Raw genomic sequence first — 25,003 nt, 5'->3', positions numbered from 1 at the left:
GGCCCGCCTCCGTGCGGTGCGGCCGGGCCCGTGCCGGGCGGCCGTGCTTCGTCGCCCGTGGGCGTGTCAGCCGCGCAGCTCGGCCAGGACCGCGTCGGTGAACGGTGGCCATGCCTCCACCGCCCACGGCCCGAAGGCCCTGTCGGTCAGCGCCACGCAGGCCGCGCCGGCATCCGGGTCGATCCAGAGGAAGGTGCCGGACTGGCCGAAGTGCCCGAAGGTACGGGGAGAGGACGCCGCGCCCGTCCAGTGAGGGGACTTGGCATCGCGGATCTCGAACCCGAGGCCCCAGTCGTTGGGCTTCTGGTGCCCGTAGCCCGGGAGGATGCCCGAGAGACCGGGGTGGACCACGGACATCGCCTCGAGGACGGTCCGGGCGTCGAGCAGCCTCGGGGCCTGCACCTCGGCGGCGAACCTGACCAGGTCGTCGACGGTCGACACACCGTCCTTGGCGGGCGAGCCCTCGAGCGAGGTGGACGTCATGCCCAGCGGTTCGAGCACGGCCTGCCGCAGATACTCCGCGAACGGGATGTCGGTCGCCTTGGCGACATGGTCGCCCAGCACCTCGAAGCCGGCGTTCGAATAGAGCCTGCGGGTCCCGGGCGCGGCCGTCACACGGTGCTCGTCGAAGGCAAGACCGCTGGTGTGGGCCAGCAGATGGCGGACCGTGGACCCTTCGGGGCCGGCCGGCTCGTCGAGCTCGACCGCTCCCTCCTCGTACGCGACGAGCACGGCGTAGGCGGCGAGCGGCTTGGTGACCGAGGCCAGCGGGAAGCGATGTGCGGTGGGGCCGTACGCCCCGGCGACGGTGCCGTCCGCGCGGACGACGGCGGCAGCCGCGGTCGGGACGGGCCAGTTCTCGGTCAACGCCAGGCTGTGCATGCGTACGACCTTAAAGTATGACCTCACATGGTGAGTCGCATGGCCGGATCGGGGGTGCGGACGAAGCCGAGCGACGCATAAAGAGGCTCGGCCTCCTCGGAGGCGCGCAGGTCGACCCTGCGGACGCCGCGCTCGCCGAACCAGTTCAGCAGTGCCTCCATGCAGGCGCGCGAACAGCCCCGGCGGCGGTGGTCGGGATCGGTGGCGACACTGAAGACGTAACCGGTCGTGCCCGTGGGATTCCCGGGGCTGCCGAGCCGGTGCTCGATCGTGCCGATGGCACAGGCGGCGAGCCCTCCCGGACGCTCGACCACGAAGGCGGTCAGATCGTCACCGGGGTGCGCGAGCCGACGACGCAGGGTCTCGACCGCTACGGGCTGCCAGCTGGTGTCCGGCTCCCGGCCGTGTTGTACCGAGTCGAGCATGACGGTGCGCAGACGCACCAGTTCTTCGGCATCTTCGGGGCGTGCGCGGCGTGCGAGGCTCATGGCGGGGGAGGTTAGCCGCAACGGCCGTGCGGTGCCGAAGGGTTTCGCCTCGCCCCTTTCGCTTGCTTGGAGTGCACTCCAACCTCATAGCGTGGAGGTCATGACGGTGCTGGAGACCACATCCGCGACAACCGACGTATGTGAGCCCGTGCCCCCGGCCCGCCCGAGGCCCGAGGGGCAGGACCACTACACGATCAGCGAGGTCGCCGCCTGGACCGGACTCAGCGCACACACGCTGCGCTGGTACGAGCGGATCGGACTGATGCCGCACATCGACCGGTCGCACACCGGCCAGCGGCGCTTTCGCAACCGCGATCTGGACTGGCTGAACTTCGTCGGCAAACTGCGGCGTACCGGGATGCCCGTCGCGCACATGGTCAGGTACGCGGAGCTGGTGCGCGAGGGCGACCACACCGTCGACGAGCGGCAGGAGCTGCTGGAGGGCACGCGCAGGGACGTACTGGCCCGGATCGCGGAGCTCCAGGACACGCTTGCCGTCCTCGACCACAAGATCAGCCATTACGCGGACGCCCGGCGGGCGTCGGAGAGGGCTTGAGCCCGATGACGAACGGCACGATGGACAAGGTACGGCTCGGTACGGACGGCCCCGAGGTGGGGGTGCAGGGGCTCGGCTGCATGGGCATGAGCGAGTTCTACGGCGACACGGACCCGGCCGCGGCGCGTGACACCCTGGACGCGGCGCTGGAGGCGGGCGTCACGCTCTTCGACACCGCGGACGTGTACGGGAGGGGCGCGAACGAGGAATTCCTGCGGCCGTTCGTGACGGGACACCGCGACGAGATCACCCTCGCCACGAAGTTCTCGATCGTCCGCACGAACGATCCGCACTACCGGGGGATAAACAACGATCCCGCGTACATCCGCGAGGCGGTCGACGCGAGCCTGCGCAGGCTGGGCGTCGACGTCATCGACCTCTACTACATGCACCGGCGCGATCCTGCCGTGCCGCTCGCCGACTCGGTCGGAGCGATGGCCGAGCTCGTCGCGGCGGGCAAGGTCAGGCACCTCGGGCTGAGCGAGGTCACCGGCGTGGAGCTGCGTGAGGCGCATGCCGTGCACCCGATCGCCGCTCTGCAGTCCGAGTGGTCGCTCTTCAGCCGTGACGTCGAGCGCAGCGCCGTGGCGGCGGCGGCCGAGCTGGGGGTGGGCCTGGTGCCGTACTCGCCGCTCGGGCGGGGCTTTCTGACCGGCTCGTTCGCGAATGCGGACGCGGATCTGCCGGCGGGGGACTTCCGCCGCCATCTGCCCCGGTTCGTGGGGGAGAACGCAGCGGCGAACGCGGCTCTTCTGGAGCCGGTGAAGAAGCTCGCGGCAGCCCACGGAGCCACGGCGGCGCAGATTGCTCTCGCCTGGGTCCAGCAGCGCGCGGAGGTGCACGGTCTGGCGGTCGTCCCGATCCCGGGCACGCGCAAGCGCTCACGCCTCGAGGAGAACGTGGCCGCGACGCGGATCCGTCTGAGCGGGGAAGAGCTGGCCCTGCTGGAGCCGATCGCGGGGCAGGTGGCGGGGGACCGCTACATGGACATGTCATCCACTGCGGACTCCCGCGAGTAGCCTCCGGCGGCTCGGGGTGCGCTTCCCCTGCGCGGGGTGCGGGGTCGGCGGGGCTACGGAGGTGCACCGCGCCCACGTGGCCGTCGCGGCCGTCCGTGGTCACGGTCCGGCCGGAGTCCTCCGTCAAGCCCGCGCACGGTGACGGAGGGGGCCGGCGAGCTGGCCCGCTGGATCCCGTGCGCTCGTGCCGACGACCCGAGGGCGGCGGTAGGCACGGCAGACCGTCGTTCGGCGGTGTCTCAGCGGTGTCTCGGCTGGGTTGTGCGGGCCGGGGACGCCCTTCGACACACCGCACCGACGGGGCGCAAACACGTCAAGTGCCGCCCAGGGTGCGCAATTGCCCTCTCACCTCGTCCGCTTCGGGATGACCCAGGCCTTCGAGGATCACGAGGGCGTGCTGCCAGTGCTCCTGGGCCTCGCCGGCCCGTCCTGTGCTCTTGAACGCCTGCGCGAGAACGCTCAGGGCGGTTGCCTCGCCCAAGCGGTTCCCGACGTCCCTGTGCAGGGAGAGAGCCTGTGTCCCGAAGCCGATGGCGTTGTCGAAGCGGCGCAGTGATAGATGGATGTCGGCGAGCTTGTCCAGAACCAGCCCCTCACCGAAGGCGCGGCCGAGATCCCGGAAGATTGCCAAGGCCTGCCGCAGCGCCTCGATGGCTTCTTCATGGCGTCCCAGCGCGCTGTAGGCGGGCGCCAGATTCTCCAGCGTGTGAGCGGCCAGCGTGGAGTCGCTGTTGAGCTCGCAGGCGTCCATAGCCCTGCGCAGGCATTCGATCGCCTCGTCGAAGCGGCCGAGCGACACCAACGAGTCCCCGAGGCTGTTGAGGAACCAGCCTTCGTCCTCGCCGATCTCGTGGCAAATGGCCAGGGCTTCGCGGCAGTACTGCAGGTTCTCCTCGTAGCGGCCGCAGTAGTTGTGGGCGGCCGCCAGATTGCGAAGAACGATCATCTCGGCACGCCGGTCTCCCAGGCGCCGGGCGGCGTCCAGAGCCGTCTTCGTGGCCGCGATCCAGTCGGTCGTCGGCCTCTGTAGCTGGAAGAAGGACCTGAGTGCGATGGGCAACTGCCAGGCCACGTCGTCCTCGCCGATCTCGGCGGCCTGGCGGCAAGCGGCGAGCAGGTTGAGGAATTCGGCCTCGCACCACTGTGTCGATGCCCCTCGGGAACCGAAGGTGAGCGTCACTGCGGGGTCAGGTTGATCGTCGGTCGTCGCGTCGAAGGGTGCAGGGCCCCGGCGGATGTCGAACACGGCCGATGCCGCCTCCGCCGTGAACAGGTACCACATCAGCAGCCGCCGTAAGGCAGCACGGCGGTCGGGCTCGTCGTCCTCGGCCGCACTGCACTCGCCGGCATATGCGCGCAGCAGGTCGTGGAAGCGGTACCGGTCCGACCCCACGGCCTCCAGCAGGTGCAAGCCCGACAGTCCCGCGAGGACGCGGGCGGTCCGGGCCGGTGTGCTTCCTGTCAGCGCGGCGGCCGCCGTCACACTGATCTCGGGGCCCGCCGACAGTCCGAGCAGGCGAAACGTCCGTGCGGTTGTCGGTGGCAGACGGTGGTAGGACCAGGAGAACACCTCACGGATGGCCGTCGACTCGTCGTCGTCATAGGTCGCCAGGGCATCGAGCCGATTGCTTCCAGAGCCGAGCTCCGCCACCAACGCCTCGAGGGAAAGACCTGGTCGTGCGACTGCTTGTTCAGCAGCAATGCGCAGGGCCAGAGGAAGGTGGACGCAGTGAGCCGCCAGCAGTTCCGCGGCCGCGGGTTCCGCGTCAACCCGCTGTCGGCCGATCACGGAGCGAAGGAGTTGCACCGCTTCGTCAGGCGACAGCGAGTCGATCGCGATCCGCTGCACGCCCTCGCGTGCGACCAGGCCCGACAGCCGACTTCGGCTGGTGACGAGCACCAAGGACGGTGAGGTACCAGGTAGGAGGGGGCGCACCTGAGCGGCGTCATGCGCGTTGTCCAGAACGATGATCATGCGACGGCTGCTTACGAGCGTGCGGTAGAGGCTCACCCGGGCGTCGAGGCCCTGGGGAATGCCGTCGGGAGCCACGTCCAAGCTCACCAGGGCGTGTTCCAGGGCCTGGTGAGCCGTGAGCGGCGGGCCGGGATCGTAGCCCTGGAGGTTGATGTAGAGGTCGCCATCGGGGAAGCGGTCGCGCGCGGTGTGGGCCCAGTGCAGGGCGAGGGCTGTCTTCCCGACTCCTGCGGCGCCGGCGAGTGCGGAGACGACGACGGTCTGCCGGAGGATTGACTCTGTGGGCACCAGCGACGCGAGCAGTGACAGTTCCGCCGCCCTGCCGGTGAAATGGGTCGGTTGAGGGGGGAGTTGCCGAGGGACCGCCGCGGCACGTGCGTGTGCGGTGTGGAAATGCACACCGCCGAGTACCTGGCCGGCTTGGACGACATTGTGGGCCGTGCCGGGGAAGTCGTTGTGTGTGCCGCTGGAAGGAACGGGATCGGCGGGGTGGCTCATGAGCCCTCAGTAATCGTCTGAGTGCGGGAATTGCACGGTACTTGGACGAGGGAGAACGTGTCCATGCCCCGGAGAAGTGGATGCCCCGGCTCCGTGGGGTCCCGCGTCGTGCCCTGTTGACAAGGCCCGAGGGAGGCACTGTCCTCTTTGGAGGAACTGTGCGGAGTGGCCCCAGGAGGGAAGGCGTGCACGCTACGTCCGGTGATGAGAACGGTGCCTGTCTGGGCCTGCGGCCGTCCGTAGTGGTGATGCAGCCCACGACCTTGTGCAATCTCGACTGCAGGTACTGCTATCTGCCGGACAGGCACAAGCGCCTGGACATGTCGGACGCGGTCCTCCGAGCCGCGGCGGAAGCGACGGTGCGTTGGAGCGAGTCCGGCCCTTCGCCGGAGATTCTCTGGCACGTGGGGGAGCCGCTCACGGTGGGCGTCCGGAGGTTCGGAGAACTGCTGTCGGCCTGGCCCGTCGGCACGGTTCATCGAGTCCAGACGAACGCCACCCTGATGGACGATTCATGGTGCGACCTGTTCGAGCGCTTTCACGTCCGAGTGTCCGTCAGTGTCGATGGCCCCGGCGCCATGAACAGCGACCGGCTCACGAGAGCGGGCACGTCGGCCGGGCCGAGGATCGAGGCAGGGACAGCGGTGCTCATGCGCAGGGGAATCCCGTTCGACATGCTGTCGGTTGTGCGCGAGCCCCTGCCCGAGGTCGCCCGAGCCGTCTACGCCCATGCCCGAGTCCTGCGCGTGAGGCAGCTCGGCATTCTCCCCGTGGAGGTGAAGGGAACCCATCACGAGGCTTCACGGGCCGTCAGAAGTGCGTGGGTCGAGTTCTTCCACGAGATCTACTCGCAGTGGCGGGTGAATCCGGTGGTGCGGTTGCGCGAGCTCGAGGCGGTGGCCAACTGCTATGAAGCCATCCGAAGGGGTGTCACTACGGCGAGCCTCCGGGCCCTTCCCGTGGAGCCCATTCCGACGGTGGCCTACAACGGGGAGGTGACCGTCATATCGCCAGATCTGGTCGGCTTCGGTCATCCAAGGCACGGCCCGTTCACCGTGGGCAACGTACTCAAAGAGCCCCTTGAGGATCTGGTCGGCCGTGCCGGTGACGTGGCGTGGGTGCGTGAAGCTCTTGCCGGTGTGGACGCCTGCCGCCGGACGTGCCGCTATGCCGCCGCCTGTGGCGGAGGCTGGCCGGCGAACAAGTATTTCGAGACGGGGCGGCTTGACGTCACCGAGACCTCCTACTGTCGGAATCTCCATCAAGCCAAAGTCGAAGGAGCGTTGCTGTGTCGAACCTGAAGCCACAAGAAACCCCGCACGAGAGCCTCGAACAGGCCGTGCAGGCTGGTGCGGACCATCTGGAGTGGCTGCTGCGGCCGCTCCATGACTGGAGTGGCGGCCCGGACCGCCCCGGCGACGGTCCCGTCCTCGACGTATTCCAGTCGATGAACCGTAGTTGAGGCCGGGCGATCACCTGAACTCAGCTGTCGTAGTAGAAGGCACGACGGGCAAAGGCCCCTGCGAAGACAAGGGCGTGGGAGGTGTCCTGATGGCCCTCCATCGACCCATCGTGCAAGGCGAGACCCGCGGGCAGCACCACGAGGTCACCCACCTCGATGGTCCACACGACACAGACGATCTGCGCCACCTCATCCGGGTGCGCGATGAGGAAGTCGCGCAGCTGCCTGGTGGTCGGTATGTGTCTGCCGTGGCCAGGACTGATCCTGTCGGACAGACTGAGGGACGACATGTTCAGTGCGACGACCATCGAGCGCTTTCCCGGTCCCATGTTGTGAATGACCCGCCGGTCGGCGGACGCGACGCGTACGTCGCGTGGAAAACGCTCGCCCTCGCCCCCACGCGTCCATACGTTGTCGTAGTGCATGCCGACGCGTTGTGTCTGGAGCGACTCCGAGTACTGTTCCACACGGGGGTCGGCCACTGTGGTCGTCCGAACTCCGGCCGGGGCCGAGAGCACGTCCACCAGCCTTCCCGAGTGCGGTCCCAGGGAATATCGGGAGCCATAGTGCGGCACGAACCCTGACCTGCGGGCTTCCTCCGAGGCCTCGGCCACCAGGCGGCTGGAGCCGGGCAGTCTGCCAAAACCGAGGCAGAGGCCGGGGGGAGTCTTCGGCGACGCAAGGAACCGCGAGATGAGCGGGAAATGCCTCGCAGCCGGTGCGAGAGGTGCGTTCGGAACGACCGCGCACGGGGTGTATCCCTGAAGTGTGACTTCCTCAGGAGTCGACAGATGGACTCCGCACACCGACAGACGGCGCCAATGAGCCCGCAGCCATGCCGATGTGCAGTCGAGCCTGATCGATCTTTCGTCGACATGCAGAGCCGCCAGCAGCGTGTCCACACAGCCCGTTTCGATGTGGTGTTCTCCGCGGGCTGCGGCCTGGGCATGTCGGCCGGACGGCACGTCGGGCGCGGGCGCGCGACCCGCGTCACTCACCGCTCGGCCGCCGGGGGTCGGCCGGGCGGTCGGTTGCTTCGGGCCGGTCAGGGGCAGGTGGAGAACCTTGCGTACTGGTGGTGAAAGTGAGGTTGGAGAAGTCACGACCCTGCACCACGGTTCCCTGGACGTTCCCGCTCACCGTGTTGTGGACGGGGTTGTCCTCCAGCCGGACAAGGCTGGCCTGCTCGATCCACAGCCGCAATTGCGCGGCGAATTCGGGATCCACCGCGGACCGGTCCACCAGCGCTGTGCTCAGCGCCTGAGCACGTTCATGGTCCTGGGGATTGTGCTGCAACGCGATCAACTGCTGGGTGCCTGAACGGGGTTCGGATCCCGATATGCCCTCCGGCGCAAGGCTGCGGTGGAGTGGTCGCCGCACGAGACCGGACAGCGCTGCCCAGGCCTGCCTGCCCAATTCCCCTCCGGCGCCCCCGGCCAGGGCCGCCAGTAATCCCACTGAGATTGGATCCACGATTCCCCCTGCATGTGCAGTCAGCCACGTCGTGCGAGTCCGCAGAAGTTTCTTCCCACACGGGCGGAGTGTCATGTCTTTCCGGGAGACCCTCCCGATTCGTGGCGGGCACGAGCGTGCTCGGGAGGAGCAGATCCGTTGACCTGACCGGGTGACGGTTACCCGTCGCCCGGGGTCACCAGCCCGGACTCGTACGCGAAGACCACGGCCTGCGCCCGGTCGCGCAGGCCGGCCTTGGCGAGGACACGGCCCACATGGGTCTTGACCGTCTGCTCGGCCACCACGAGCCGGTCGGCGATCTCCTGGTTGGACAGCCCGCGGGCGATCAGTTCCAGGACTTCGGTCTCGCGCGGTGTGAGAGCGCCCAGACGGAGCGAGGCACGCTCCCTGCGCGGGGCGGGGCGCTGGGAGGCGAAGTCGGCGATCAGACGGCGGGTGACCGAAGGGGCGAGCAGGGCCTCGCCTGCGGCGATCACGCGGACCGCGGAGATCAGGTCCGCCGGTGGGGCGTCCTTCAGCAGGAAGCCCGACGCACCGGCGCGCAGGGCCTCGTACACATAGTCGTCCACGTCGAAGGTGGTCAGCATCAGCACCTTCGGTATGTGGACGACGCCCGCCGGGGGCGACAGGATCTCCCGGGCGGCCGCGAGCCCGTCCAGCTCAGGCATCCGCACGTCCATCAGCACCACGTCCGGGTGGGTGGCCCGGGAGACCGCGATGCCCTGGCGCCCGTCCGGCGCGTCCCCGACGACGTCGATGTCCGCCTGCGCCGACAGCAGCGCGGCGAACCCCGCGCGCACCATGGCCTGGTCGTCGACGACGATCACACGGATGGTCAACTGGGGTCCTTCGCCGTCGTCAGGGGCATGCGCGCGGCGATCCGGAAACCGCCGTCGGGCAGCGGCCCGGAGTCCAGGGTGCCGCCGGTCAACCGTACGCGCTCACGCATACCGACCAGCCCGTGCCCCGTTCCGGTGGTCTCCAGCGGCGAAACCGGCTCGGCCGCGGGGGAGTTGACCACCAGCACCGTCAAGTGGGCGTCCTCCGCGGCCACGGAGACCCTGGTCCGCGCGCCGGGCGCGTGCCGCACCACGTTCGCCAGTGCTTCCTGGACGATGCGGTACGCCGAAAGGTCCACGGCCTGCGGTATGTCGCCAAGTCCCGACGGGAGGGACAGTTCGGCGGGCACTCCGGCCCGTACCGTCGCCTCGACCAACTGCTGCACCCGGTCGAGCCCGGGCTGGGGCGCGCGCTCCCCCTCCGCGCCCTCGCTGCGCAGAACGGTCAGCAGCCTTCTCATCTCCGCCAGCGACTCCCGGGCGCCGGCCGCGATCGTCGCGAACTCCTGCTGGGCCGCAGGGGGCATGCCCTGGATCCGGAACGGTGCCGAGTCCGCCTGCACGGTGATCACTGACATATGGTGGGCCACCACATCATGCAGCTCACGGGCGATTCGGGTGCGCTCCTCAAGGAGCGTGCGCTGTGCCCGCTCCGCCTCGCTGATGGTCTGCTGCTCGGTCAGTCTCCGCTGCACGTCCCTGCGTTCGCGCAGCGCCCCGCCGATGAACAGCACCACCCCGCTCAGCACGAAGAGCAGCACATCGTTGCCCCTGTCGCCGTGGTCGGGCACCGGCTGCCTCAGCAAGAACCCGGCCACGCCCGTCAGCAGCCACACCATGACCAGCGTGCGGCGCGGCTCGCGCAGGGCCAGGGCCAGCATGAGGAACAGGTAACCCAGGAGCAGCGGCGGTGGCCAGGGCCCGATCGTGTCGGGGCGCGGCGGCAGGCCCGCCAGGTTCACCGCGCAGATGATGTCGACCGGCAGGACGATCCACCAGACCTGCAGCGGTCGGTGAGCCATCAGCAGCAAGGGCGCCGCCGACCCGATGGCGAGCACCTCCGCGAGCCGGGGATTCATCCCGTAGTCGCCCTTGAGGGTGTCGGCCGTCACCGGCAGCAGAATGGCGGTGAGCGCGAGCACGACGACGTACGGTGCGACCCGTCGCCACCGCTTCGGGGAGTTGGCGAGCAGAGCGGTGGGCGGGTGCGAAGGGTGCGTGAGGCCGCGCAACGCCTCACGCACATACCGGCGAAGGGCGGCCGGCGGCGCGGGAGGAGGGGGGTTCGGAGTCCGGGACATGACGTGCTCAGCGTAGGCGCCGCGTCAGGGCCGCACGTCGTACCGCGGGGCCGGATGCGATGTCATACCGGGGTATGACACGGCGCACCCGGTGCGCGGTCCGTGTCGCGTGTGCGCGCCCTGTCTCAGGCGGGGTGGGCGGCCACCAGTTCGCTCTCCCACCTGCGCAGGTCCTCGAAGTACAAGCGACCTCGCTCCGTCCACTCGGCGACCGGTTCCAGTGCCGCGATCGTTCCCCTGAGACGTAGCAGGGCGCTGTCGCGCCGGTCCGCGACCTCCGGCGCCGCACTCGGATCCCGTGCCCAGCGTCCCAGCCCGTACGCCATGCGTGCGAGGACGTGCGCGGCGTGCACGGCGCCTGCCACGGGTCGCGGGTCCGGGCGCAGCGGGTGGCTCACCATGACGTCGCCGTTCGTGACGAACCTCTCGAAGTGGTTGCGCAGGTAGAGGGCGTGGTGGCCGCCTTCGTGGAGGAGGGCCTCGAAAGCGGCGGGAGTGCTTTCGACACTGGCCGTACCGAGGTAGACGGCTCCGAAGGTCTGCCGGAGGGTGCCCGAGCGGAAGGCGCCACCCTGCACGTACACGATGACGCGGACCAGCAGATCCGTTTCCAGGGCGGCTTCCGGCCAGACCCTGCGCAGGGTCTCCCGGGCGGCTTCCAGGTGCTCGATTCCCTTCTTCATGTCCGGTGCGCCGAATTCGGCGTCCCCCGTGCCCGTTGTCTGCTGGATGTCCGCCGAAAGTTGCCCTAGGCCCCAGCGGCACCAGTCGGGAATCGGTGTCCCGTCGAGCACGATGTGCTCGAGCGGAGGCATGGCGGCGGCGGTGTCCAGACCGCGGAGGAGGTCGGCGACGCGCCCGGCATCCACGGCGGTGGATGGTCGGGTCGCCTCCCAGACCAGGCCGGGGTGCAGACAGGAGGGCTCACGCACGTCGTCGGGACAGGGATCGAGGCGTTGGAGGATCGCCCTGCGGTGGCTTCGGGCCAGGCTCATGGTGCCGGTCGGGGTGATCCCGACCCGGATCGCTTCGTCCCGGCCGGCCCCCATTACGCGTCTCCTGGCTTCGGCTCCACTGCCAGGACTTCGGCGAGCGAGACCTGTTCCGTCTTCGAGAGCTCCTCCTCGCGTGCCTGGAGGCGCCGCAGGATCAGCGCGGACACCATCTCGTCGCCCAGACCCTCCAGCGCGTGGGAAAGATCCTCCCGGATCGACGTCCAGAGCTCCTTCGACTCGCCGCTCAGCGCCTCGGCCCTGCCGGGCAGCCGGGCCCGCAGTGATTCGGTTCGCTGGGCCACCAGGTCCAGTACGTCGTGCAGGACCTCGACCCAGTGATCCTCCACTCCGTCGGAGAACGTGATGTGAACGGATCCGTCGTCTCCCGTGATTCCCTCGTGGTAGTAACCACGGGGCAGATAGAGGCAGTCACCGGGATGGAGAGTGACTTCCTGAGCGAGCGGGGTCACCGGCGTGTCGCCCGGCTTCGAGCGCCTGATCGGCCAAATGGTGGGCGGCTCATGAAGTCGCCAGGTCTTGGAGCCGGCCAACTGGCGTATGAAGACACTGGCCATGTCGTAGTGGATCGGCGCACCCTGTGAACGCGGCGGAGTCAGGAAGGCATTGGCCGCGACGGGGCATCCGACGTCTTCGCTCAGAGCCGCGCAGAAGGACGCCACCTCGGGGCAGTACGTGGACATCGCCTGGAAGACGAGTGTCGCTCCCGCCCGCATCTCGGACACGACGTACTGCGGATCCGCGAGCCCGGAAAGGACCCTGCGCTCGTCGGATCCGCCCTTGCCCTTGCCGGAGCCTCGCACTCCTATGTCCTGGCCCTTGCGCCACAGCCTGATGTAAGGGGCGCGCAGTCCTCGGTCGAAGAGGAGCCTCTGGGCGATCTCCGTCGAGAACACATCGTCCAAGTCGCCCAGATTCCGGCTGACGTACGGCTTGCTGTCCCGTATGGATGCCAGCATGGACGGGTCTTCAAGAACCTTTTCCAGGGCCATCTAATACCTCCGAAAACTCGGCGTCTGACCGTTCTTTCTGATGGAAATCGCGCACTCCGGGCACGGCCAGCACCAATACCGCGGTGGTGAGGTGGACGACCGCGGCGGCGACGAGCACGGTCGTGCGGCCCAATGCGTCCGCCAGCGGCCCGGCACACGCGAGGCCGAGCGGCAGCAGGGCGAGGCTGCACAACCAGTCGACCGAGGTCACCCGGCCGAGAAGCGACGGGGGGAACTGCCGCTGGAGTGCGGTTTGCAGAAGGACGTTGAAAGGCATCATCGCGAGTCCCGCGACGATGTATCCGCACACCACCCACCACACCGAGAACGGGGTGAGCAGGACGAGTGGCACGGCGGCGAAGAGCGCGTTGAAGACGATCGCGCTCGTTCCGGGGTGCCGCAACGAAACGCGCCCGACGACGATCGTGCCGACGAGGCCGCTGAGGCTGAACGCGGCGAGCACGAGGCCGTAGGACGAGGGCCCCGAGAACTCCTCCTGCGTGATGACCGGCAGCAGGACCATGTGCGGCGCGACGACGAACATGGTCTGCACCGCGGTCATGGCGAGAACGGCAGACGTCCAGCGGACGCGGCGTACCGCCGACAGCCCCTCGCGCGTCTCCCGGATGATGGAGGAGCGGGTCGCCGCTTCCCGCATCGGCGGTTCGGCCACCACGAGCACGCACACCAGACTGACGGCGAACGTGGCCCCGTTGACGGCGAAGGCCAACCGGGTCCCGGAGGTGGCCACGAGCAGTCCGCCGAGCGCTGGTCCCACCACGGCCGCGGCACTCTCCATGCCGCCTCGCCACGCGTTCGCGCTGAGCAACCGCTCGTCGGGGACGAGTGAGGGCACCAGCCCGCCATATGCGGGACGGAAGAACGCCTCGCCGCTGCCCACGAGGAAGGTCAGGGCGGCCAGGGCGAGTGTTCCGGTGTCGAACGTTCCCAGGACTACCGCGGTGATGGCCGCCAGGCGGAACCCATCGGCGTAGATCATGATTCTTCGGCGGGACACACGGTCCGCCCACACACCGCCGACGAGCGCGAACAGCACCGTGGCGAGCATGCGGGCGCCGATCACCAGCCCGACGTCGCCGGCGTCGCCGCCGCTCTCGATCACCCGGAGGGACACGGCCACGTTGAAGAGCTGGTCTCCCACGGCGCTGACCGCCTGCCCGGCCCAGAGATACCGGAAGTCGCGCAGTCCCATGGCGCTGCCGGCCAGGCGGTCGGTCAGTCCTTTGTTCAGGCTGGGCATGCTCAGCCGATCGCGGACGCCGAAGCGGGATCGGTCAACTGGCCGTACCCGAACCCGCAGCAGTCGCCCGTGATGTCCTCGTCCCGTACCAGCGCAGGGTGCTCGTCCCCGGTCAACCGGATGTCGGCCAGGTCGATGGGCGCCGGCTCCCCGTCGATGAGGACCTCCGCGCCGTCGGTGATGAGGTCGAGGTGCACCTTCTCCTCGTAGTCGACCACGGAACGGTCCTGGTTGTGCTGCCCGAATCCGATGTGCGCCCCGACCCGCCGCTCGTTGATGTGGGAGTTGGCCGCGATGAACTCGTCGATGCCCGTGTTCGTTCCGAAGCCGAGCTCGCCCACTCGGGTGCCGTGTGGCTGCTTGAAGCAGAGTTCCACCAGTTCGCGGACTTCGTCGTCGGCACACGTGAAGCCGGTGGCGCGCCCGTCCTCGATGTCGACCGTCAACGGGTGGTCCGCCAGCCTTGTGTCCAGCCGGGTGATGACGTTGCAGTTGAGGGCTCCGTCCGCTACCAGGCGGCCGTCGATCCTCGCGGGATACGTGGCGATCTCCCCCGCCGGAAGAATGGTGAACCCGCCCGGCCGCCACACACCGCGATTGCTGATCCAGTCGAATCGATCGGAGTCGAGGCCGATGCGCAGGTCGGTGCCGCTTCGGGTGCGGATCCTGATGTGGCGTGCCTTGGTCAGCCGCGTCAGCAGTGCGGCGTTCCTGGCGCTGAGCTCCTCAGGTCCGAGGACGAGGGCCTTTTCGAAGAACTCTCGCGACGCGCTGATGATGCGCACCACCATGCACCGTTCATCGCCGAATCGCCGCAGCACGCTGAGGAGCGGCGAGAAGTGGGACATGGTGTCCTTCTCGAGCGTGAATATGACGAGCCGGCCGGTGAAGGAGTCGGCCTCCGGCACGGCGGAGTCCAGGCGCTGGGCGAACTCGTAGTCCACCAGCGGTCGCATGCCCACGAGCTGTGCGCTGAGGTTTCGCTGCTTCAGGCCGGCCACCAGCCAGGCGGCTGCCTCCCGGCTGTCCGGGGAGAACGCGACAACGCAGTGATCGCGACTGGAGATGCTGACATACCGGTCGAGGAGTGAGTCGACTCCATCCCGCACTTCGCGGCTGAACTGCATAACGCTCAAGATCCGTTCCCCCTGGCATCTGGTTCGTCGCAAGGGGAGTCCCGGCCGCGGGACTCCTGTGCGGCCGGGACTCCCAGGAGTCCTGCGGGAGTGATCAGGTGGAAACGAACCACGCCATGAGCGGACCCTCTTCGCCGCTCCCCACAGGCTCCAGGACCTCATCCGACTCTGCTGCGGCGAGTTCACGCAGCGCCTCTTCGACCAGCGATTCGTACGAGGTCGACTCAGCCGTGGTGCTGGTGGCCGTCATGTAACCCAGTGCCATCTTGACCCCTTCTGCAACAGTGGTTTCACGCGAGCCTAGGTCGCGTGATCATGCAGAGGCAACCGAGTTGACTCTTCAACACCCCTTCTCCGCAAATGAGTTGGCACGGTCCGCGTCGATCGGTCAGTGGTCCGTCGAGGGTGTGCCCGAGGACTACGGCCGGGCGCAGCCGGGGATGGTCACGGCGCACGTGGCGCAGGTCGGCTCCGGCTGGGACGGCGTGGACGCGGACGTATCCGTGGATCCGTTTCAGCTCCGGCCATGAGGCGCCAGGCGCTCACAAAGGACGTGCGGAAGGTCAGCCCGTGATCCGTACCCGTCTACCCCGGGGGTGCTCACATCGTCCGCCGACCCTCCCGTGGGCGCCGTTCGTCCGCGCGGCGCCAGCCGCTCACAACTCGGCCAGCAGTTCCGCCTTCTTCGCCGAGAACTCCTCGTCCGTCACCAGTCCCGCGCTGTACAGCTCGCCCAGATGCCTGATGCGCTCGGCGACCCCGGCCGGGTCGTGCGGCACGGGCAGGGGCGCCGCGACCGACGTCGCGCCCTGGATCGCTTCCAGGACCGCCGAAGCGAACGGCAGGGACTCGTGGACCGGGCCGTAGCCGAGGCCGAAGACGACCGCCGCCGGGTCCTGGTCCGCCTGTGCGGGCTGCGGGGCTTCGTTCGCGGGGTCGCCCCCGCGCCGCAGCAGGCGCAGGTGTCCGTCGAAGACATCGGGGGAGCGCCACTCGACCCCTGACAACTCGGATACGGCGAAGGTCTGGTCGCCCGCCTTCCACTTCGCGGACGAGGCACCCGTCCAGAACCAGCGGAACGACACCTTTTCCCCGTCGAACGCCGCCTTGCCGTCGTACGCCTTGAACTGCAGCGGCGCCGCCACCGACTTGACCAGATACGACGGCGCGGGCCCGGGCACCGCCCTGTCGCCGGGGAGGACGGCCCGCAGCTCGTCGGCGTAGTACTCGGCGAGCGTCTCCCGCTCCGCGGGCAGCACCAGACGGTACGGGTCGCAGCCCGCCTTCAGCTGGCCCGCGGCCGCATCCATCAGCGGATCGGCGCCCGGTCTCGGCACCGCGTGCAGCACGACCGTGCCGCGTTTGCCCGGGGAGAGGGCCACCGACTCCAGCGCTTCGAGGGGGATGCTCCGTTCGCCCAGTGCCTGGAACAGCTTCGGCGTGCCACGGGCCCCCCGTGTGAAGCGGATGAGTACAGAGTCCGGTTCGAACTCCCAGGCGGCATGAATTCCGGCCAGCACATCACCCATGCGCCTCATCGTAGGCGGCGTGCGCCCGCGCGTCGCCCCTCGGAGGAAACACTGCCGCACGCCCCCACGCGTGCACCTCCGCGCGTCAGACGTCCTGACCGCCGTAAATTCCGTTGCGGCAGGTGCCTTCGCCGTCCGCGCAGCTCACCATGTCGTACGAACCGACGCCTATCTCGGCGAAGTTCGACAGGCTCTCCGTGCCTGGCTCGAAATAGCCTGCGTGACCGACCGCACCGGCCGCGGACAGCACTCGTGCACCGAAGTCCGGAGCCACCGGATCCGCACCGTGTCCGAGCCCGCCGACCTCCAGGTTCGGCACGTCCTGGATCCAGTCGTCGCTGTCCCGCATCGCCCAGACCCGGGCGTCCGTGTCCAGGTGGGCCGCACTTTCCGCCCGCATCCCCGGGCTGCCCGCGACCGCCAGATCGTCGACCCGGCCGGGCAGCTCGCGGGCGGCGACACCGCACACCACCGAGCCGTAGCTGTGGCAGAAGAGCGACACCGGGGCGGAGCCGGGCAGTGACCCGGTCAGGGCCACCAGCCGATCTGCACCGCTCGCGGCGAGTCTGCCGGTCGAGGCGTCCAGGCCCACACCCGTCGGTGAGGTGTAGTCGGCCCAGGCGATGACGGCGGTACGGGTGGTGGGGGAGGCCGTGCGCTCGGCGTCGTACAGCGAATGTGCCATCCCCACGGGGGCGCTGTACCTGCGGCTGCTCCTCTCGAACGTCAGGAGGTTCGTGTCCACACCGGGGACGATCACCGAGACCCGCTCGGCGCGGTCGAGATCGCCGAGGACCTCGGCGGCGCGGCCCCTGCCCGAAGGGTCGAAGGCAAGGATCTGCCGGCCGGGGCGCAGCATCGACTCGAAGCGGTGCATGCGGCTGACGGCCTCGCTCCTGCCGTCGACGGAGAGCTGGGGGTCGTTCATCCGCCACGCCTCGACCTGTCGCGCCTGCGCGAGGGCGATCCGGTTGGCGTGGTAGCGCAGTGTGATCGGCGCACCGTTGAGGTTGCCGACGACGAGGGGGTGACGCTCGGCCAGTTCGGCCGATTTCTTGGTGCCGATGGCGGCGAAGAATCCGGCCAGCAGTGCGGGCGGCGACGCGGGGTCGGGTAGTGCGCGCGTGCCGATCCGGGCCTTTTCCCAGGCGGCCAGCGCGACGTCTCTGGGCTCGCCGGGACCGCGCTGATGTCGTACTGCGGTCCAGCCGGTGGTCGCGAGCAGCACGAACACCACGGCGAGAGCGAGCAGGGCGCGCCAGACATCGAGTGCGGGGGAGGAGTCGGAAGCAGTCACTGAGGGGACAGCCTAGGGGGAGCTCGACGGCGCTCACGAAGACCGTGAGAGAGATCACGCGTTCGCGGGCCGGATGGCGGAGCGCGGCCACTCTCCGTATGCGCCATCCGTACGCTCCGGCGCTCCCGGCGCACCCGGACGGGTGCCCGGTCCCGGGTGCCTGTCCTGCCGGGCGCGGATCCGGTCCCGGGTGCCTGCCCTGCCGGGCACGGATCCGGTTCCGGGTGCCCACCCTGCTTGTGCCGCCGCTCCCGGGCACGGCTCTGCGGCCGGTTCCTGCGGCCGGTTCCTACGACCGCTCGGTGCCGGGGCTCGCCGTCGGCGCACGCCAGTCCGTGGCCAGCGCCGGCGCGAGGTGGTCCAGATATCTCTCGGTCAGGTCCCGGATCGCGTCCACGCTCGGGTCCTCGCCCTGCCCCCAGAGCCGGCCCGTCACCCGCATCACGCCGGTGAAGGCGGCGACGGCCACGCGAGGACGCGGGTCGATGTCCACGTCCAGGCCTTCGCGGTCGGCGATCAGCCTGGCCACCTGTTCGTCCAGCTCGGCGGAGCGGCGCAGATGCACCGCGAGCAGCGCCGGGGTCGACTCGATCATCCGGTAGGTCCGCATGTGGAGTTCGACGGGGACGACCGCCTCGATGGCCTCGCCGATGGTGTCCCATGCCTCGCGTACCGCCCTGCGCATCGCTTCGAACGGGCCCTCCCCGGCAGGCCGTTCACGCAGGGCCGCCACGAAGTGGGACTCGACCATCTCCTGGACGGCGAAGGCCGCTTCCTCCTTGTTGGCGAAGTAGCGGAAGAAGGTCCGCTGGGACACCTCGACGGCTTCCACGATCTCGTCGACCGTCGTCTGCTCGTACCCCTGGGTCGTGAAGAGTTCCAGCGCGACGCGCAGCAGGGCGTCGCGGGTGCGCTGCTTCTTCAGCTCACGGAGTCCGGTTCCCGTCACCTGTTGGCCTGCTCTCCGCCGTCCCTCTTCTGCTTTGCCCAGCTCAGCGTACCTGTGAGCGACATGACAGTCACCGACTCATGAAATCTTTTGTCAAGTGTCAGAGACTGACACTAGCCTTCGGTGCATGACTAGTCAGATCACCGTCGACAAGGCGCCCGAGGACCACCGTCCCGCACCGGCGCCGGCCAAGGGGCTCCGCGGCCACCCCTGGCTGACGCTCTTCGCCGTGGCCGTCGGCGTGATGATGGTCGCGCTGGACGGCACGATCGTCGCCATCGCCAACCCGGCCATTCAGAAGGACCTCGGCGCCTCGCTCGCCGACGTCCAATGGATCACCAACGGCTATCTGCTGGCGCTCGCCGTCGCGCTGATCACCGCCGGCAAGCTCGGTGACCGGTTCGGCCACCGGCAGACGTTCCTCGTCGGCGTCTCGGGCTTCGCCCTGGCCTCCGGGGCCATCGGCCTCTCCGACTCCATCGCACTGGTGATCGCCTTCCGGGTGCTCCAGGGGCTCTTCGGTGCGCTGCTGATGCCGGCCGCACTCGGTCTGCTGCGCGCCACGTTCCCTGCCGAGAAGCTGAACATGGCCATCGGTATCTGGGGCATGGTCATCGGTGCCTCCACCGCCGGCGGCCCGATCCTCGGCGGCGTGCTCGTCGAGCACGTCAGTTGGCAGTCGGTCTTCTTCATCAATGTGCCCGTCGGCGTCGTCGCGCTCGTCCTCGGACTGGTCATCCTCAGGGACCACCGCGCCGAGAACGCGCCGAAGTCGTTCGACATACCGGGCATCGTGCTGCTCTCCGGCGCGATGTTCGCCCTCATCTGGCCCCTGATCAAGGCCGGTGAGTGGGGCTGGGGTTCGATGACCACCGTGGGCTGGCTGGCCGGGGCCGCCGTCCTCTTCGTGCTGTTCGCCGTCTGGGAGAGCAAGGTCAAGGAGCCGCTCATTCCGCTGCGGCTGTTCCGCTCCGTGCCGGTCTCGGCGGGCACGGTCCTGATGGTCCTGATGGCCTTCGCCTTCATGGGCGGTCTGTTCTTCGTCACCTTCTATCTGGCGAACGTCCGCGGCATGAGCGCCGTCGACAGCGGTCTGCATCTTCTGCCGCTCACCGCCATGATGATCGTCTCCTCGCCGCTCGCCGGGGCGCTCATCACCAAGTTCGGCCCGCGTATTCCGCTGGTCGGCGGCATGGTGTGCACGGCGGTCGCGATGTTCGGGATGACCACTCTCACGACGGACACCGGCACGCTGCAGATGTCCCTCTGGTTCGCCCTCCTCGGCCTCGGCCTCGCGCCGGTGATGGTGGGTGCGACCGAGGTCATCGTCGGCAACGCCCCGCTCGAGCTGTCCGGTGTCGCCGGTGGTCTGCAGCAGGCGGCGATGCAGGTCGGCGGCAGCCTCGGTACGGCGGTGCTGGGCGCCGTCATGTCCGCCAGGGTCGGCTCCGACCTCCCCGGGAACTGGACGGACGCGGAACTCCCGCCGCTGCCGCCCCAGTACCTCGATCGGGCGAAGGAGGCGGTCGAGGTCGGTATCGCCCCCGTGGCCCCCGGGACCCCGGGGCCCGTCGCGGCGCGGATCGCCGACGTCGCGCACGACACCTTCATGTCCGGCATGGGCCTGGCCTTCACCGTCGCGGGCGTCGTCGCGGTCCTGGCCGCCGGGGTCGCCCTGTTCGCCAGGCGCGGCGAGAACGCGGGGGAGGGCACGGGCGCGGCCCACATCTGACGTCAACCGTGTGACGCACGACAGCCCCGCCGGACGGTTCCGGCGGGGCTGTCGCCCATCAGGATGAACCGGTCCGGGGGCTCTTACGCGTCCCTGTCGCCACCGGTCAGGGTGCGGACAGATGATCCGTACGACACGGGGGTTGATCCGTATGCGCACCGTCCTTCTCGCTGCCGTCCTTGTCCTGACCGCTGCTCCGGCGTACGCCGCCGGGTCCGGCCCGGCCTCCCCGCCCGCCGGACACTCCGTGGGCCCCGTCCCCGCAGCCGCACCCTCCCTCACCTCGGCCGCACCGGGGTCCCGGCTCGGTGCGTGCGCACCGGGCGAGCTCTGCCTCTGGGAGAAACCGGACTTCACCGGGACCCGGCACGTCCATGAGCTGTCCGGAATCGACATCGAGTCCTGCATCCCGCTCCCCGCGGGCACCACCGCCCAGGCCCTCGCCAACCGCACCGGACGGCCCGTCACCACCTACCAGTCGGCGGAGTGCGCCGAGACCGGGGAGTTCGACACATATCCGGGCGGGGGGACCTGGGTGCCGCAAATCCCCTACCGGGTCAGGGCCTTCAAGGTCTGGGAGAGCTGAACGGGGGTACCCGAGGTCCATGAACGGTTTCGGGTACACCTCACGTACGCGCAGGAACCCCCGTTCACGAGGCCGTATGTGGTCGCGGAGCGGGCCGGACGGCGCGACGCTCGGAATCATCGGGCTGGTCTGCGCGGTCGCCGGATTCTTCGTGCTGGGGATCGTCCTCGGCCCGGCGGCGGTCGTCTGCGGATGGCTCGCCATGGGCCGTCGCTGGAACGGCGGCAATGTGCCGGCGGTGGTCGCCGTCGCCCTCGGGGCGATCGACACCGTCCTGGCCATCGTCGCGCTCGCCGGCGCCGCCCCCGTCGGAGGTCTCACGGCACTAGCGGGGATCTAGCGTCTCCCGCAGGGGATCCGGGCCAGGGGCGCCGGGGAGCACCCCGGGAACCGTCCGGGCGGTCCCCTGCTGAGCCGGCACGGCTGTCGGGTCCGACAGCCGTGCCACCTCCGCCCGCAGCTCCCTGACCTCCACGGTCAGGGCCTCGAGGAGCGCCGTCTGGCGGCGCTCCTCCTCGTCGTCCCGCTCGAAGCGGGCGATGAACCACGCCGCGATGTTCGCCGTCACCACACCCAGCAGGGCGATGCCCGACAGCATGAGCCCGACGGCGAGGACCCTGCCCAGGCCCGTCGTCGGTGCGTGGTCGCCGTATCCGACGGTCGTCATCGTCGTGAACGACCACCACACGGCGTCGCCCAGCGTCTTGATGTTGCCGTCGGGCGCATTGCGTTCGACGGCCAGCACTGCCAGCGAGCCGAACATCATCAGTCCGACCACGGCACCGGCCACATACGTGGTCAGCGTGATCTGCGGGGCCATCCGGGCCCGCCGTCCCGCCAGCAGCAGCGTGGCGACCACGCGGAGCAGCCTCAGCGGCTGCACCAGCGGGAGGAGTACGGCCAGCAGATCGAGCGGATGCTTGCGGACGAACAGCCACCTGTGCGGGGCCAGCACCAGCCTTACGAGGTAGTCGAAGGCGAACGCGCCCCACACCACCCACTCCACGGTCTGGCAGAGGTGATGCACCCACGGCCGGGCGTCCGGTGCCACGATCGGCACGGCGTACGCCAGCCCGAAGACCAGCGCGAGCCCCAGCAGCGGCCCCTGGCTGCGTGCCTCCCAGCGCATCTGCGGCGTTCTTTCCTTCATGCCGCGCATCGTAGGCGGGTGCGGGGGAGTCGTTTCCCCCGCACCCGCCCTGCGCTGTGCCTCCGCTATGCGTCGCCGCCCGCCGCACCCGGGTCCGCCGCCGCCACGTCGAGCAGCTGGTAGCGGTCCACGGCCTGCTTCAGCACGGAGCGGTCGACCTTGCCGTCCCCCGCCAGCTCGGTGAGCACGGCCAGCACGATCGACTGCGCGTCGATGTGGAAGTACCGGCGGGCCGCGCCGCGCGTGTCCGCGAAGCCGAAACCGTCGGCGCCCAGCGAGGTGTAGCGGCCCGGCACCCAGCGGGAGATCTGGTCCGGTACCGACCGCATCCAGTCGGAGACCGCCACGAACGGGCCCTCGGCACCGGAGAGCTTCTGCGTCACGTACGGGACGCGCTGCTCCTCCTCCGGGTGGAGGAGATTGTGCTCCTCCACCGTGACGGCCTCGCGCCGCAGCTCGTTCCAGGACGTCGCGGACCAGACGTCGGCCCGTACGTTCCATTCGTCGGCGAGGAGCTTCTGCGCCTCCAGGGCCCACGGCACCGCGACACCGGACGCCATGATCTGCGCCGGGATCTGGCCCGCCTCGCCCGCCTTGAAGCGGTGGATGCCCTTGAGGATGCCGTCCACATCGACGTCGGCCGGCTCCGCCGGGTGCTGGATCGGCTCGTTGTAGACGGTCAGGTAGTAGAAGACGTCCTCGCCGTGCGGGTGTTCGGCGTCGGAGCCGTACATCCGCCGCAGACCGTCCTCGACGATGTGCGCGATCTCGAAGCCGAAGGCCGGGTCGTACGCGACACATCCCGGGTTGGTGGAGGCCAGCAGCTGCGAGTGGCCGTCCGCGTGCTGCAGACCTTCACCGGTCAGGGTCGTGCGTCCCGCCGTGGCTCCCAGCACGAATCCGCGTGCCAGCTGGTCGGCCATCTGCCAGAACTGGTCTCCGGTCCGCTGGAAGCCGAACATCGAGTAGAAGACGTACACCGGGATCAGCGGCTCGCCGTGCGTCGCGTAGGCCGAGCCCGCGGCGATCAGTGAGGCGGTGCAGCCCGCCTCCGAGATGCCGTCGTGCAGCATCTGGCCGGTCGGCGACTCCTTGTAGGCGAGCAGCAGTTCGCGGTCCACGGCCTCGTACTGCTGGCCGAGCGGGTTGTAGATCTTGGCGCTCGGGAAGAACGAGTCCATACCGAAGGTGCGGTACTCGTCCGGAGCGATCAGCACGAACCGCTTGCCGATCTCCTTGTCGCGCATCAGGTCCTTCAGCAGCCGGACGAACGCCATGGTGGTGGCGATCGACTGCTGGCCGGAGCCCTTCTTCACGGCCGCGTACGTCTTCTCGTCCGGCAGGACCAGCGGCTTCGACCGCACGACCCGGGTCGGCACGTACCCGCCCAGGGCCTTGCGGCGGTCGTGCATGTACTGGATTTCCTCCGAGTCGGGGCCCGGGTGGTAGTACGGCGGTGGGCCGCTCTCCAGCTGGGCGTCCGTGATCGGCAGGTGCAGCCGGTCGCGGAAGCCCTTCAAGTCGTCGACCGTCAGCTTCTTCATCTGGTGGGTCGCGTTGCGGCCCTCGAAGTTCGGGCCGAGCGTCCAGCCCTTCACGGTCTGGGCGAGGATCACGGTCGGCTGGCCCTTGTGGGCGCGCGCCGCCTCGTACGCCGCGAAGATCTTCTTGTGGTCGTGGCCGCCGCGCCCGAGCATCAGGATCTGGTGGTCGGTCATGCCGTCGACCATGGCCCGCAGCCGATGGTCGTCGCCGAAGAAGTGCTCGCGGATGTACGCGCCGGTCTCCGTGGCGTACGTCTGGAACTGCCCGTCGGGCGTGGTGTTCAGCTTGTTGACCAGCACACCGTCGCGGTCCTGGGCGAGCAGCGGGTCCCAGGAGCGATCCCAGACCAGCTTGATCACATTCCAGCCGGCGCCGCGGAACTGCGACTCCAGCTCCTGGATGATCTTTCCGTTGCCGCGCACCGGGCCGTCGAGCCGCTGCAGGTTGCAGTTGACCACGAAGGTCAGATTGTCCAGACCCTCACGGGCGGCGATGGAGAGCTGGCCCAGCGACTCGGGCTCGTCCATCTCGCCGTCGCCGAGGAACGCCCACACGTGCGACTTGGAGGTGTCGGCGATCCCGCGCGCCTCCATGTAGCGGTTCATCCGCGCCTGGTAGATGGCGCCGAGCGGGCCGAGGCCCATCGACACGGTCGGGAACTCCCAGAAGTCCGGCATCAGCCGGGGGTGGGGGTACGACGACAGTCCGTTCGGGTACTTCGACTTCTCCTGGCGGAAGGCGTCCAGCTGCGCCTCGTTCAGCCGGTCGAGCAGGAATGCGCGGGCGTAGATACCGGGGGATGCGTGGCCCTGGAAGAAGATCTGGTCGCCGCCGTCGCCCTCGTCCTTGCCCCGGAAGAAGTGGTTGAAGCCCACGTCGTAAAGAGAGGCCGAGGAGGCGAAGGTGGCGATGTGGCCGCCGACGCCGATGCCCGGGCGCTGGGCGCGGGACACCATGACCGCGGCGTTCCACCGGGTCGCGTTGAGGATCTTGCGCTCGATCTCCTCGTTGCCGGGGAAGAACGGCTCGTCCTTGGTCGCGATCGTGTTCACGTAGTCCGTGCTGCGCATCTCGGGCACGGCCACGCGCTTCTCGCGGGCACGCTCGATCAGGCGCAGCATCAGATAGCGGGCGCGCTCGCGGCCGCGCTCGTCGACGGCGGCGTCGAGGGAGTCGAGCCACTCCCGGGTCTCCTCCGGATCGAAATCCGGGACCTGGCTCGGCAGGCCGCCAATGATGATCGGGTTGCGATCGGATCCGGAAGCCACGCTGTTCCTTCACTGCTCGGTTGCTGGGTGGTAACGCCGATCCCCATCGTGT

The 25,003-nt window shown here is 69.2% G+C and carries 25 protein-coding genes; 8 read left to right on the top strand and 17 right to left on the bottom strand.

Features of this window, described 5'->3' with window-relative positions:
• Window positions 1–66: 66 nt before the first annotated feature.
• Together AC068D_RS05850 and AC068D_RS05845 are read right to left on the bottom strand one after the other, a co-directional pair.
• Window positions 67–882, bottom strand: coding sequence for a serine hydrolase domain-containing protein (locus AC068D_RS05850; RefSeq protein ID WP_478821707.1), 816 nt, complete (start codon window positions 880–882; stop codon window positions 67–69).
• Between the two features lie 23 nt (window positions 883–905).
• Window positions 906–1,370, bottom strand: coding sequence for a GNAT family N-acetyltransferase (locus AC068D_RS05845; RefSeq protein ID WP_478821706.1), 465 nt, complete (start codon window positions 1,368–1,370; stop codon window positions 906–908).
• A gap of 100 nt (window positions 1,371–1,470) precedes the next feature.
• Between AC068D_RS05845 and AC068D_RS05840 the strand changes: the two genes are divergently transcribed.
• The gene (locus AC068D_RS05840) at window positions 1,471–1,926 is read left to right on the top strand and encodes a MerR family transcriptional regulator (protein ID WP_478821705.1); all 456 of its coding nucleotides are present in this window, start codon (window positions 1,471–1,473) and stop codon (window positions 1,924–1,926) included.
• A gap of 5 nt (window positions 1,927–1,931) precedes the next feature.
• Window positions 1,932–2,945: an aldo/keto reductase gene (locus AC068D_RS05835; protein WP_478822021.1), complete on the top strand. Its 1,014-nt coding sequence runs from the start codon at window positions 1,932–1,934 to the stop codon at window positions 2,943–2,945.
• Between the two features lie 313 nt (window positions 2,946–3,258).
• Here the strand turns inward: AC068D_RS05835 and AC068D_RS05830 are convergent, their stop codons facing one another.
• Complete coding sequence (locus AC068D_RS05830) at window positions 3,259–5,418, bottom strand: ATP-binding protein (RefSeq protein ID WP_478821704.1); 2,160 nt, start codon at window positions 5,416–5,418, stop codon at window positions 3,259–3,261.
• A 248-nt stretch (window positions 5,419–5,666) separates the two neighbouring features.
• Between AC068D_RS05830 and AC068D_RS05825 the strand changes: the two genes are divergently transcribed.
• Window positions 5,667–6,719, top strand: coding sequence for a radical SAM protein (locus AC068D_RS05825; RefSeq protein ID WP_478821703.1), 1,053 nt, complete (start codon window positions 5,667–5,669; stop codon window positions 6,717–6,719).
• Window positions 6,707–6,880: a hypothetical protein gene (locus AC068D_RS05820; protein WP_478821702.1), complete on the top strand. Its 174-nt coding sequence runs from the start codon at window positions 6,707–6,709 to the stop codon at window positions 6,878–6,880. Before AC068D_RS05825 ends, AC068D_RS05820 begins: the two co-directional genes overlap by 13 nt.
• A 20-nt stretch (window positions 6,881–6,900) precedes the next feature.
• On the opposite strand, the gene AC068D_RS05815 is transcribed toward AC068D_RS05820, so the two are convergent.
• The 9 genes from AC068D_RS05815 to AC068D_RS05775 all read right to left on the bottom strand — a co-directional run bounded on the left by AC068D_RS05815 (window position 6,901) and on the right by AC068D_RS05775 (window position 15,160).
• Window positions 6,901–7,347 (bottom strand): hypothetical protein, encoded by a 447-nt coding sequence (locus AC068D_RS05815; RefSeq protein ID WP_478821701.1) that lies wholly within the window; start codon window positions 7,345–7,347, stop codon window positions 6,901–6,903.
• Window positions 7,348–7,870: 523 nt separating this feature from the next.
• On the bottom strand, window positions 7,871–8,353 hold the full coding sequence (locus tag AC068D_RS05810; RefSeq protein WP_478821700.1) for a hypothetical protein: 483 nt from the start codon (window positions 8,351–8,353) through the stop codon (window positions 7,871–7,873).
• A 158-nt stretch (window positions 8,354–8,511) separates the two neighbouring features.
• Window positions 8,512–9,192, bottom strand: a complete 681-nt coding sequence (locus tag AC068D_RS05805) for a response regulator (protein ID WP_478821699.1) — start codon at window positions 9,190–9,192, stop codon at window positions 8,512–8,514.
• Complete coding sequence (locus tag AC068D_RS05800; RefSeq protein WP_478821698.1) at window positions 9,189–10,493, bottom strand: sensor histidine kinase; 1,305 nt, start codon at window positions 10,491–10,493, stop codon at window positions 9,189–9,191. The genes AC068D_RS05805 and AC068D_RS05800 overlap by 4 nt, the downstream gene beginning before the upstream one ends.
• A gap of 125 nt (window positions 10,494–10,618) precedes the next feature.
• Window positions 10,619–11,542 carry an aKG-HExxH-type peptide beta-hydroxylase gene (locus AC068D_RS05795; protein WP_478821697.1) on the bottom strand — a complete coding sequence of 308 codons (924 nt, stop codon included), beginning with the start codon at window positions 11,540–11,542 and terminating at the stop codon, window positions 10,619–10,621.
• On the bottom strand, window positions 11,542–12,465 hold the full coding sequence (locus AC068D_RS05790; RefSeq protein ID WP_478821696.1) for a JmjC domain-containing protein: 924 nt from the start codon (window positions 12,463–12,465) through the stop codon (window positions 11,542–11,544). Before AC068D_RS05790 ends, AC068D_RS05795 begins: the two co-directional genes overlap by 1 nt.
• 10 nt (window positions 12,466–12,475) lie before the next feature.
• The gene (locus AC068D_RS05785) at window positions 12,476–13,759 is read right to left on the bottom strand and encodes an MFS transporter (protein ID WP_478821695.1); all 1,284 of its coding nucleotides are present in this window, start codon (window positions 13,757–13,759) and stop codon (window positions 12,476–12,478) included.
• A 2-nt stretch (window positions 13,760–13,761) separates the two neighbouring features.
• On the bottom strand, window positions 13,762–14,886 hold the full coding sequence (locus AC068D_RS05780; protein ID WP_478822020.1) for a 2,5-dihydroxypyridine 5,6-dioxygenase NicX family protein: 1,125 nt from the start codon (window positions 14,884–14,886) through the stop codon (window positions 13,762–13,764).
• A 103-nt stretch (window positions 14,887–14,989) separates the two neighbouring features.
• Window positions 14,990–15,160 carry a hypothetical protein gene (locus AC068D_RS05775; protein WP_478821694.1) on the bottom strand — a complete coding sequence of 57 codons (171 nt, stop codon included), beginning with the start codon at window positions 15,158–15,160 and terminating at the stop codon, window positions 14,990–14,992.
• Window positions 15,161–15,227: 67 nt separating this feature from the next.
• On the opposite strand from AC068D_RS05775, the gene AC068D_RS05770 reads away from it, so the two are divergent.
• Complete coding sequence (locus tag AC068D_RS05770) at window positions 15,228–15,425, top strand: hypothetical protein (protein ID WP_478821693.1); 198 nt, start codon at window positions 15,228–15,230, stop codon at window positions 15,423–15,425.
• A gap of 126 nt (window positions 15,426–15,551) precedes the next feature.
• Here the strand turns inward: AC068D_RS05770 and AC068D_RS05765 are convergent, their stop codons facing one another.
• From AC068D_RS05765 to AC068D_RS05755, 3 genes are all read right to left on the bottom strand, one after another.
• A complete protein-coding gene (locus AC068D_RS05765) occupies window positions 15,552–16,424 on the bottom strand; it encodes a DUF4429 domain-containing protein (RefSeq protein WP_478821692.1) in 873 nt (290 codons plus the stop codon).
• A gap of 85 nt (window positions 16,425–16,509) precedes the next feature.
• Window positions 16,510–17,721: an alpha/beta hydrolase gene (locus AC068D_RS05760; RefSeq protein ID WP_478821691.1), complete on the bottom strand. Its 1,212-nt coding sequence runs from the start codon at window positions 17,719–17,721 to the stop codon at window positions 16,510–16,512.
• Between the two features lie 289 nt (window positions 17,722–18,010).
• Window positions 18,011–18,670: a TetR family transcriptional regulator gene (locus tag AC068D_RS05755; RefSeq protein ID WP_478821690.1), complete on the bottom strand. Its 660-nt coding sequence runs from the start codon at window positions 18,668–18,670 to the stop codon at window positions 18,011–18,013.
• A 139-nt stretch (window positions 18,671–18,809) separates the two neighbouring features.
• Between AC068D_RS05755 and AC068D_RS05750 the strand changes: the two genes are divergently transcribed.
• From AC068D_RS05750 to AC068D_RS05740, 3 genes are all read left to right on the top strand, one after another.
• Window positions 18,810–20,402: an MFS transporter gene (locus tag AC068D_RS05750; protein ID WP_478822019.1), complete on the top strand. Its 1,593-nt coding sequence runs from the start codon at window positions 18,810–18,812 to the stop codon at window positions 20,400–20,402.
• 151 nt (window positions 20,403–20,553) lie between these two features.
• Entirely contained in the window at window positions 20,554–20,988 is a 435-nt protein-coding gene (locus AC068D_RS05745) for a peptidase inhibitor family I36 protein (RefSeq protein WP_478822018.1), read from the top strand.
• A gap of 19 nt (window positions 20,989–21,007) precedes the next feature.
• Window positions 21,008–21,328 carry a small hydrophobic protein gene (locus AC068D_RS05740; protein ID WP_478821689.1) on the top strand — a complete coding sequence of 107 codons (321 nt, stop codon included), beginning with the start codon at window positions 21,008–21,010 and terminating at the stop codon, window positions 21,326–21,328.
• On the opposite strand, the gene AC068D_RS05735 is transcribed toward AC068D_RS05740, so the two are convergent.
• Together AC068D_RS05735 and aceE are read right to left on the bottom strand one after the other, a co-directional pair.
• The gene (locus AC068D_RS05735; protein ID WP_478821688.1) at window positions 21,314–22,138 is read right to left on the bottom strand and encodes a potassium channel family protein; all 825 of its coding nucleotides are present in this window, start codon (window positions 22,136–22,138) and stop codon (window positions 21,314–21,316) included. The genes AC068D_RS05740 and AC068D_RS05735 overlap by 15 nt on opposite strands.
• A 65-nt stretch (window positions 22,139–22,203) precedes the next feature.
• Window positions 22,204–24,951, bottom strand: coding sequence for a pyruvate dehydrogenase (acetyl-transferring), homodimeric type (gene aceE / locus AC068D_RS05730; protein WP_478821687.1), 2,748 nt, complete (start codon window positions 24,949–24,951; stop codon window positions 22,204–22,206).
• Window positions 24,952–25,003: the final 52 nt, after the last annotated feature.

This window comes from Streptomyces sp. NPDC043861, assembly GCF_056435905.1.
This window is presented reverse-complemented; position numbering and strand designations above follow the sequence as displayed.

What these genes read in the sequence shown, in the direction of transcription:
- AC068D_RS05775 (WP_478821694.1), bottom strand. Translation starts at nt 15,160, where the DNA reads ATGGCACTGGGTTACATGACGGCCACCAGCACCACGGCTGAGTCGACC.
- AC068D_RS05765 (WP_478821692.1), bottom strand. Translation starts at nt 16,424, where the DNA reads ATGGGTGATGTGCTGGCCGGAATTCATGCCGCCTGGGAGTTCGAACCG.
- AC068D_RS05745 (WP_478822018.1), top strand. Translation starts at nt 20,554, where the DNA reads ATGCGCACCGTCCTTCTCGCTGCCGTCCTTGTCCTGACCGCTGCTCCG.
- AC068D_RS05840 (WP_478821705.1), top strand. Translation starts at nt 1,471, where the DNA reads ATGACGGTGCTGGAGACCACATCCGCGACAACCGACGTATGTGAGCCC.
- AC068D_RS05740 (WP_478821689.1), top strand. Translation starts at nt 21,008, where the DNA reads ATGAACGGTTTCGGGTACACCTCACGTACGCGCAGGAACCCCCGTTCA.
- AC068D_RS05830 (WP_478821704.1), bottom strand. Translation starts at nt 5,418, where the DNA reads ATGAGCCACCCCGCCGATCCCGTTCCTTCCAGCGGCACACACAACGAC.
- AC068D_RS05780 (WP_478822020.1), bottom strand. Translation starts at nt 14,886, where the DNA reads ATGCAGTTCAGCCGCGAAGTGCGGGATGGAGTCGACTCACTCCTCGAC.
- AC068D_RS05800 (WP_478821698.1), bottom strand. Translation starts at nt 10,493, where the DNA reads ATGTCCCGGACTCCGAACCCCCCTCCTCCCGCGCCGCCGGCCGCCCTT.
- AC068D_RS05790 (WP_478821696.1), bottom strand. Translation starts at nt 12,465, where the DNA reads ATGCTGGCATCCATACGGGACAGCAAGCCGTACGTCAGCCGGAATCTG.
- AC068D_RS05795 (WP_478821697.1), bottom strand. Translation starts at nt 11,542, where the DNA reads ATGGGGGCCGGCCGGGACGAAGCGATCCGGGTCGGGATCACCCCGACC.
- AC068D_RS05785 (WP_478821695.1), bottom strand. Translation starts at nt 13,759, where the DNA reads ATGCCCAGCCTGAACAAAGGACTGACCGACCGCCTGGCCGGCAGCGCC.
- AC068D_RS05735 (WP_478821688.1), bottom strand. Translation starts at nt 22,138, where the DNA reads ATGAAGGAAAGAACGCCGCAGATGCGCTGGGAGGCACGCAGCCAGGGG.
- AC068D_RS05850 (WP_478821707.1), bottom strand. Translation starts at nt 882, where the DNA reads ATGCACAGCCTGGCGTTGACCGAGAACTGGCCCGTCCCGACCGCGGCT.
- AC068D_RS05835 (WP_478822021.1), top strand. Translation starts at nt 1,932, where the DNA reads ATGACGAACGGCACGATGGACAAGGTACGGCTCGGTACGGACGGCCCC.
- AC068D_RS05845 (WP_478821706.1), bottom strand. Translation starts at nt 1,370, where the DNA reads ATGAGCCTCGCACGCCGCGCACGCCCCGAAGATGCCGAAGAACTGGTG.
- AC068D_RS05825 (WP_478821703.1), top strand. Translation starts at nt 5,667, where the DNA reads ATGCAGCCCACGACCTTGTGCAATCTCGACTGCAGGTACTGCTATCTG.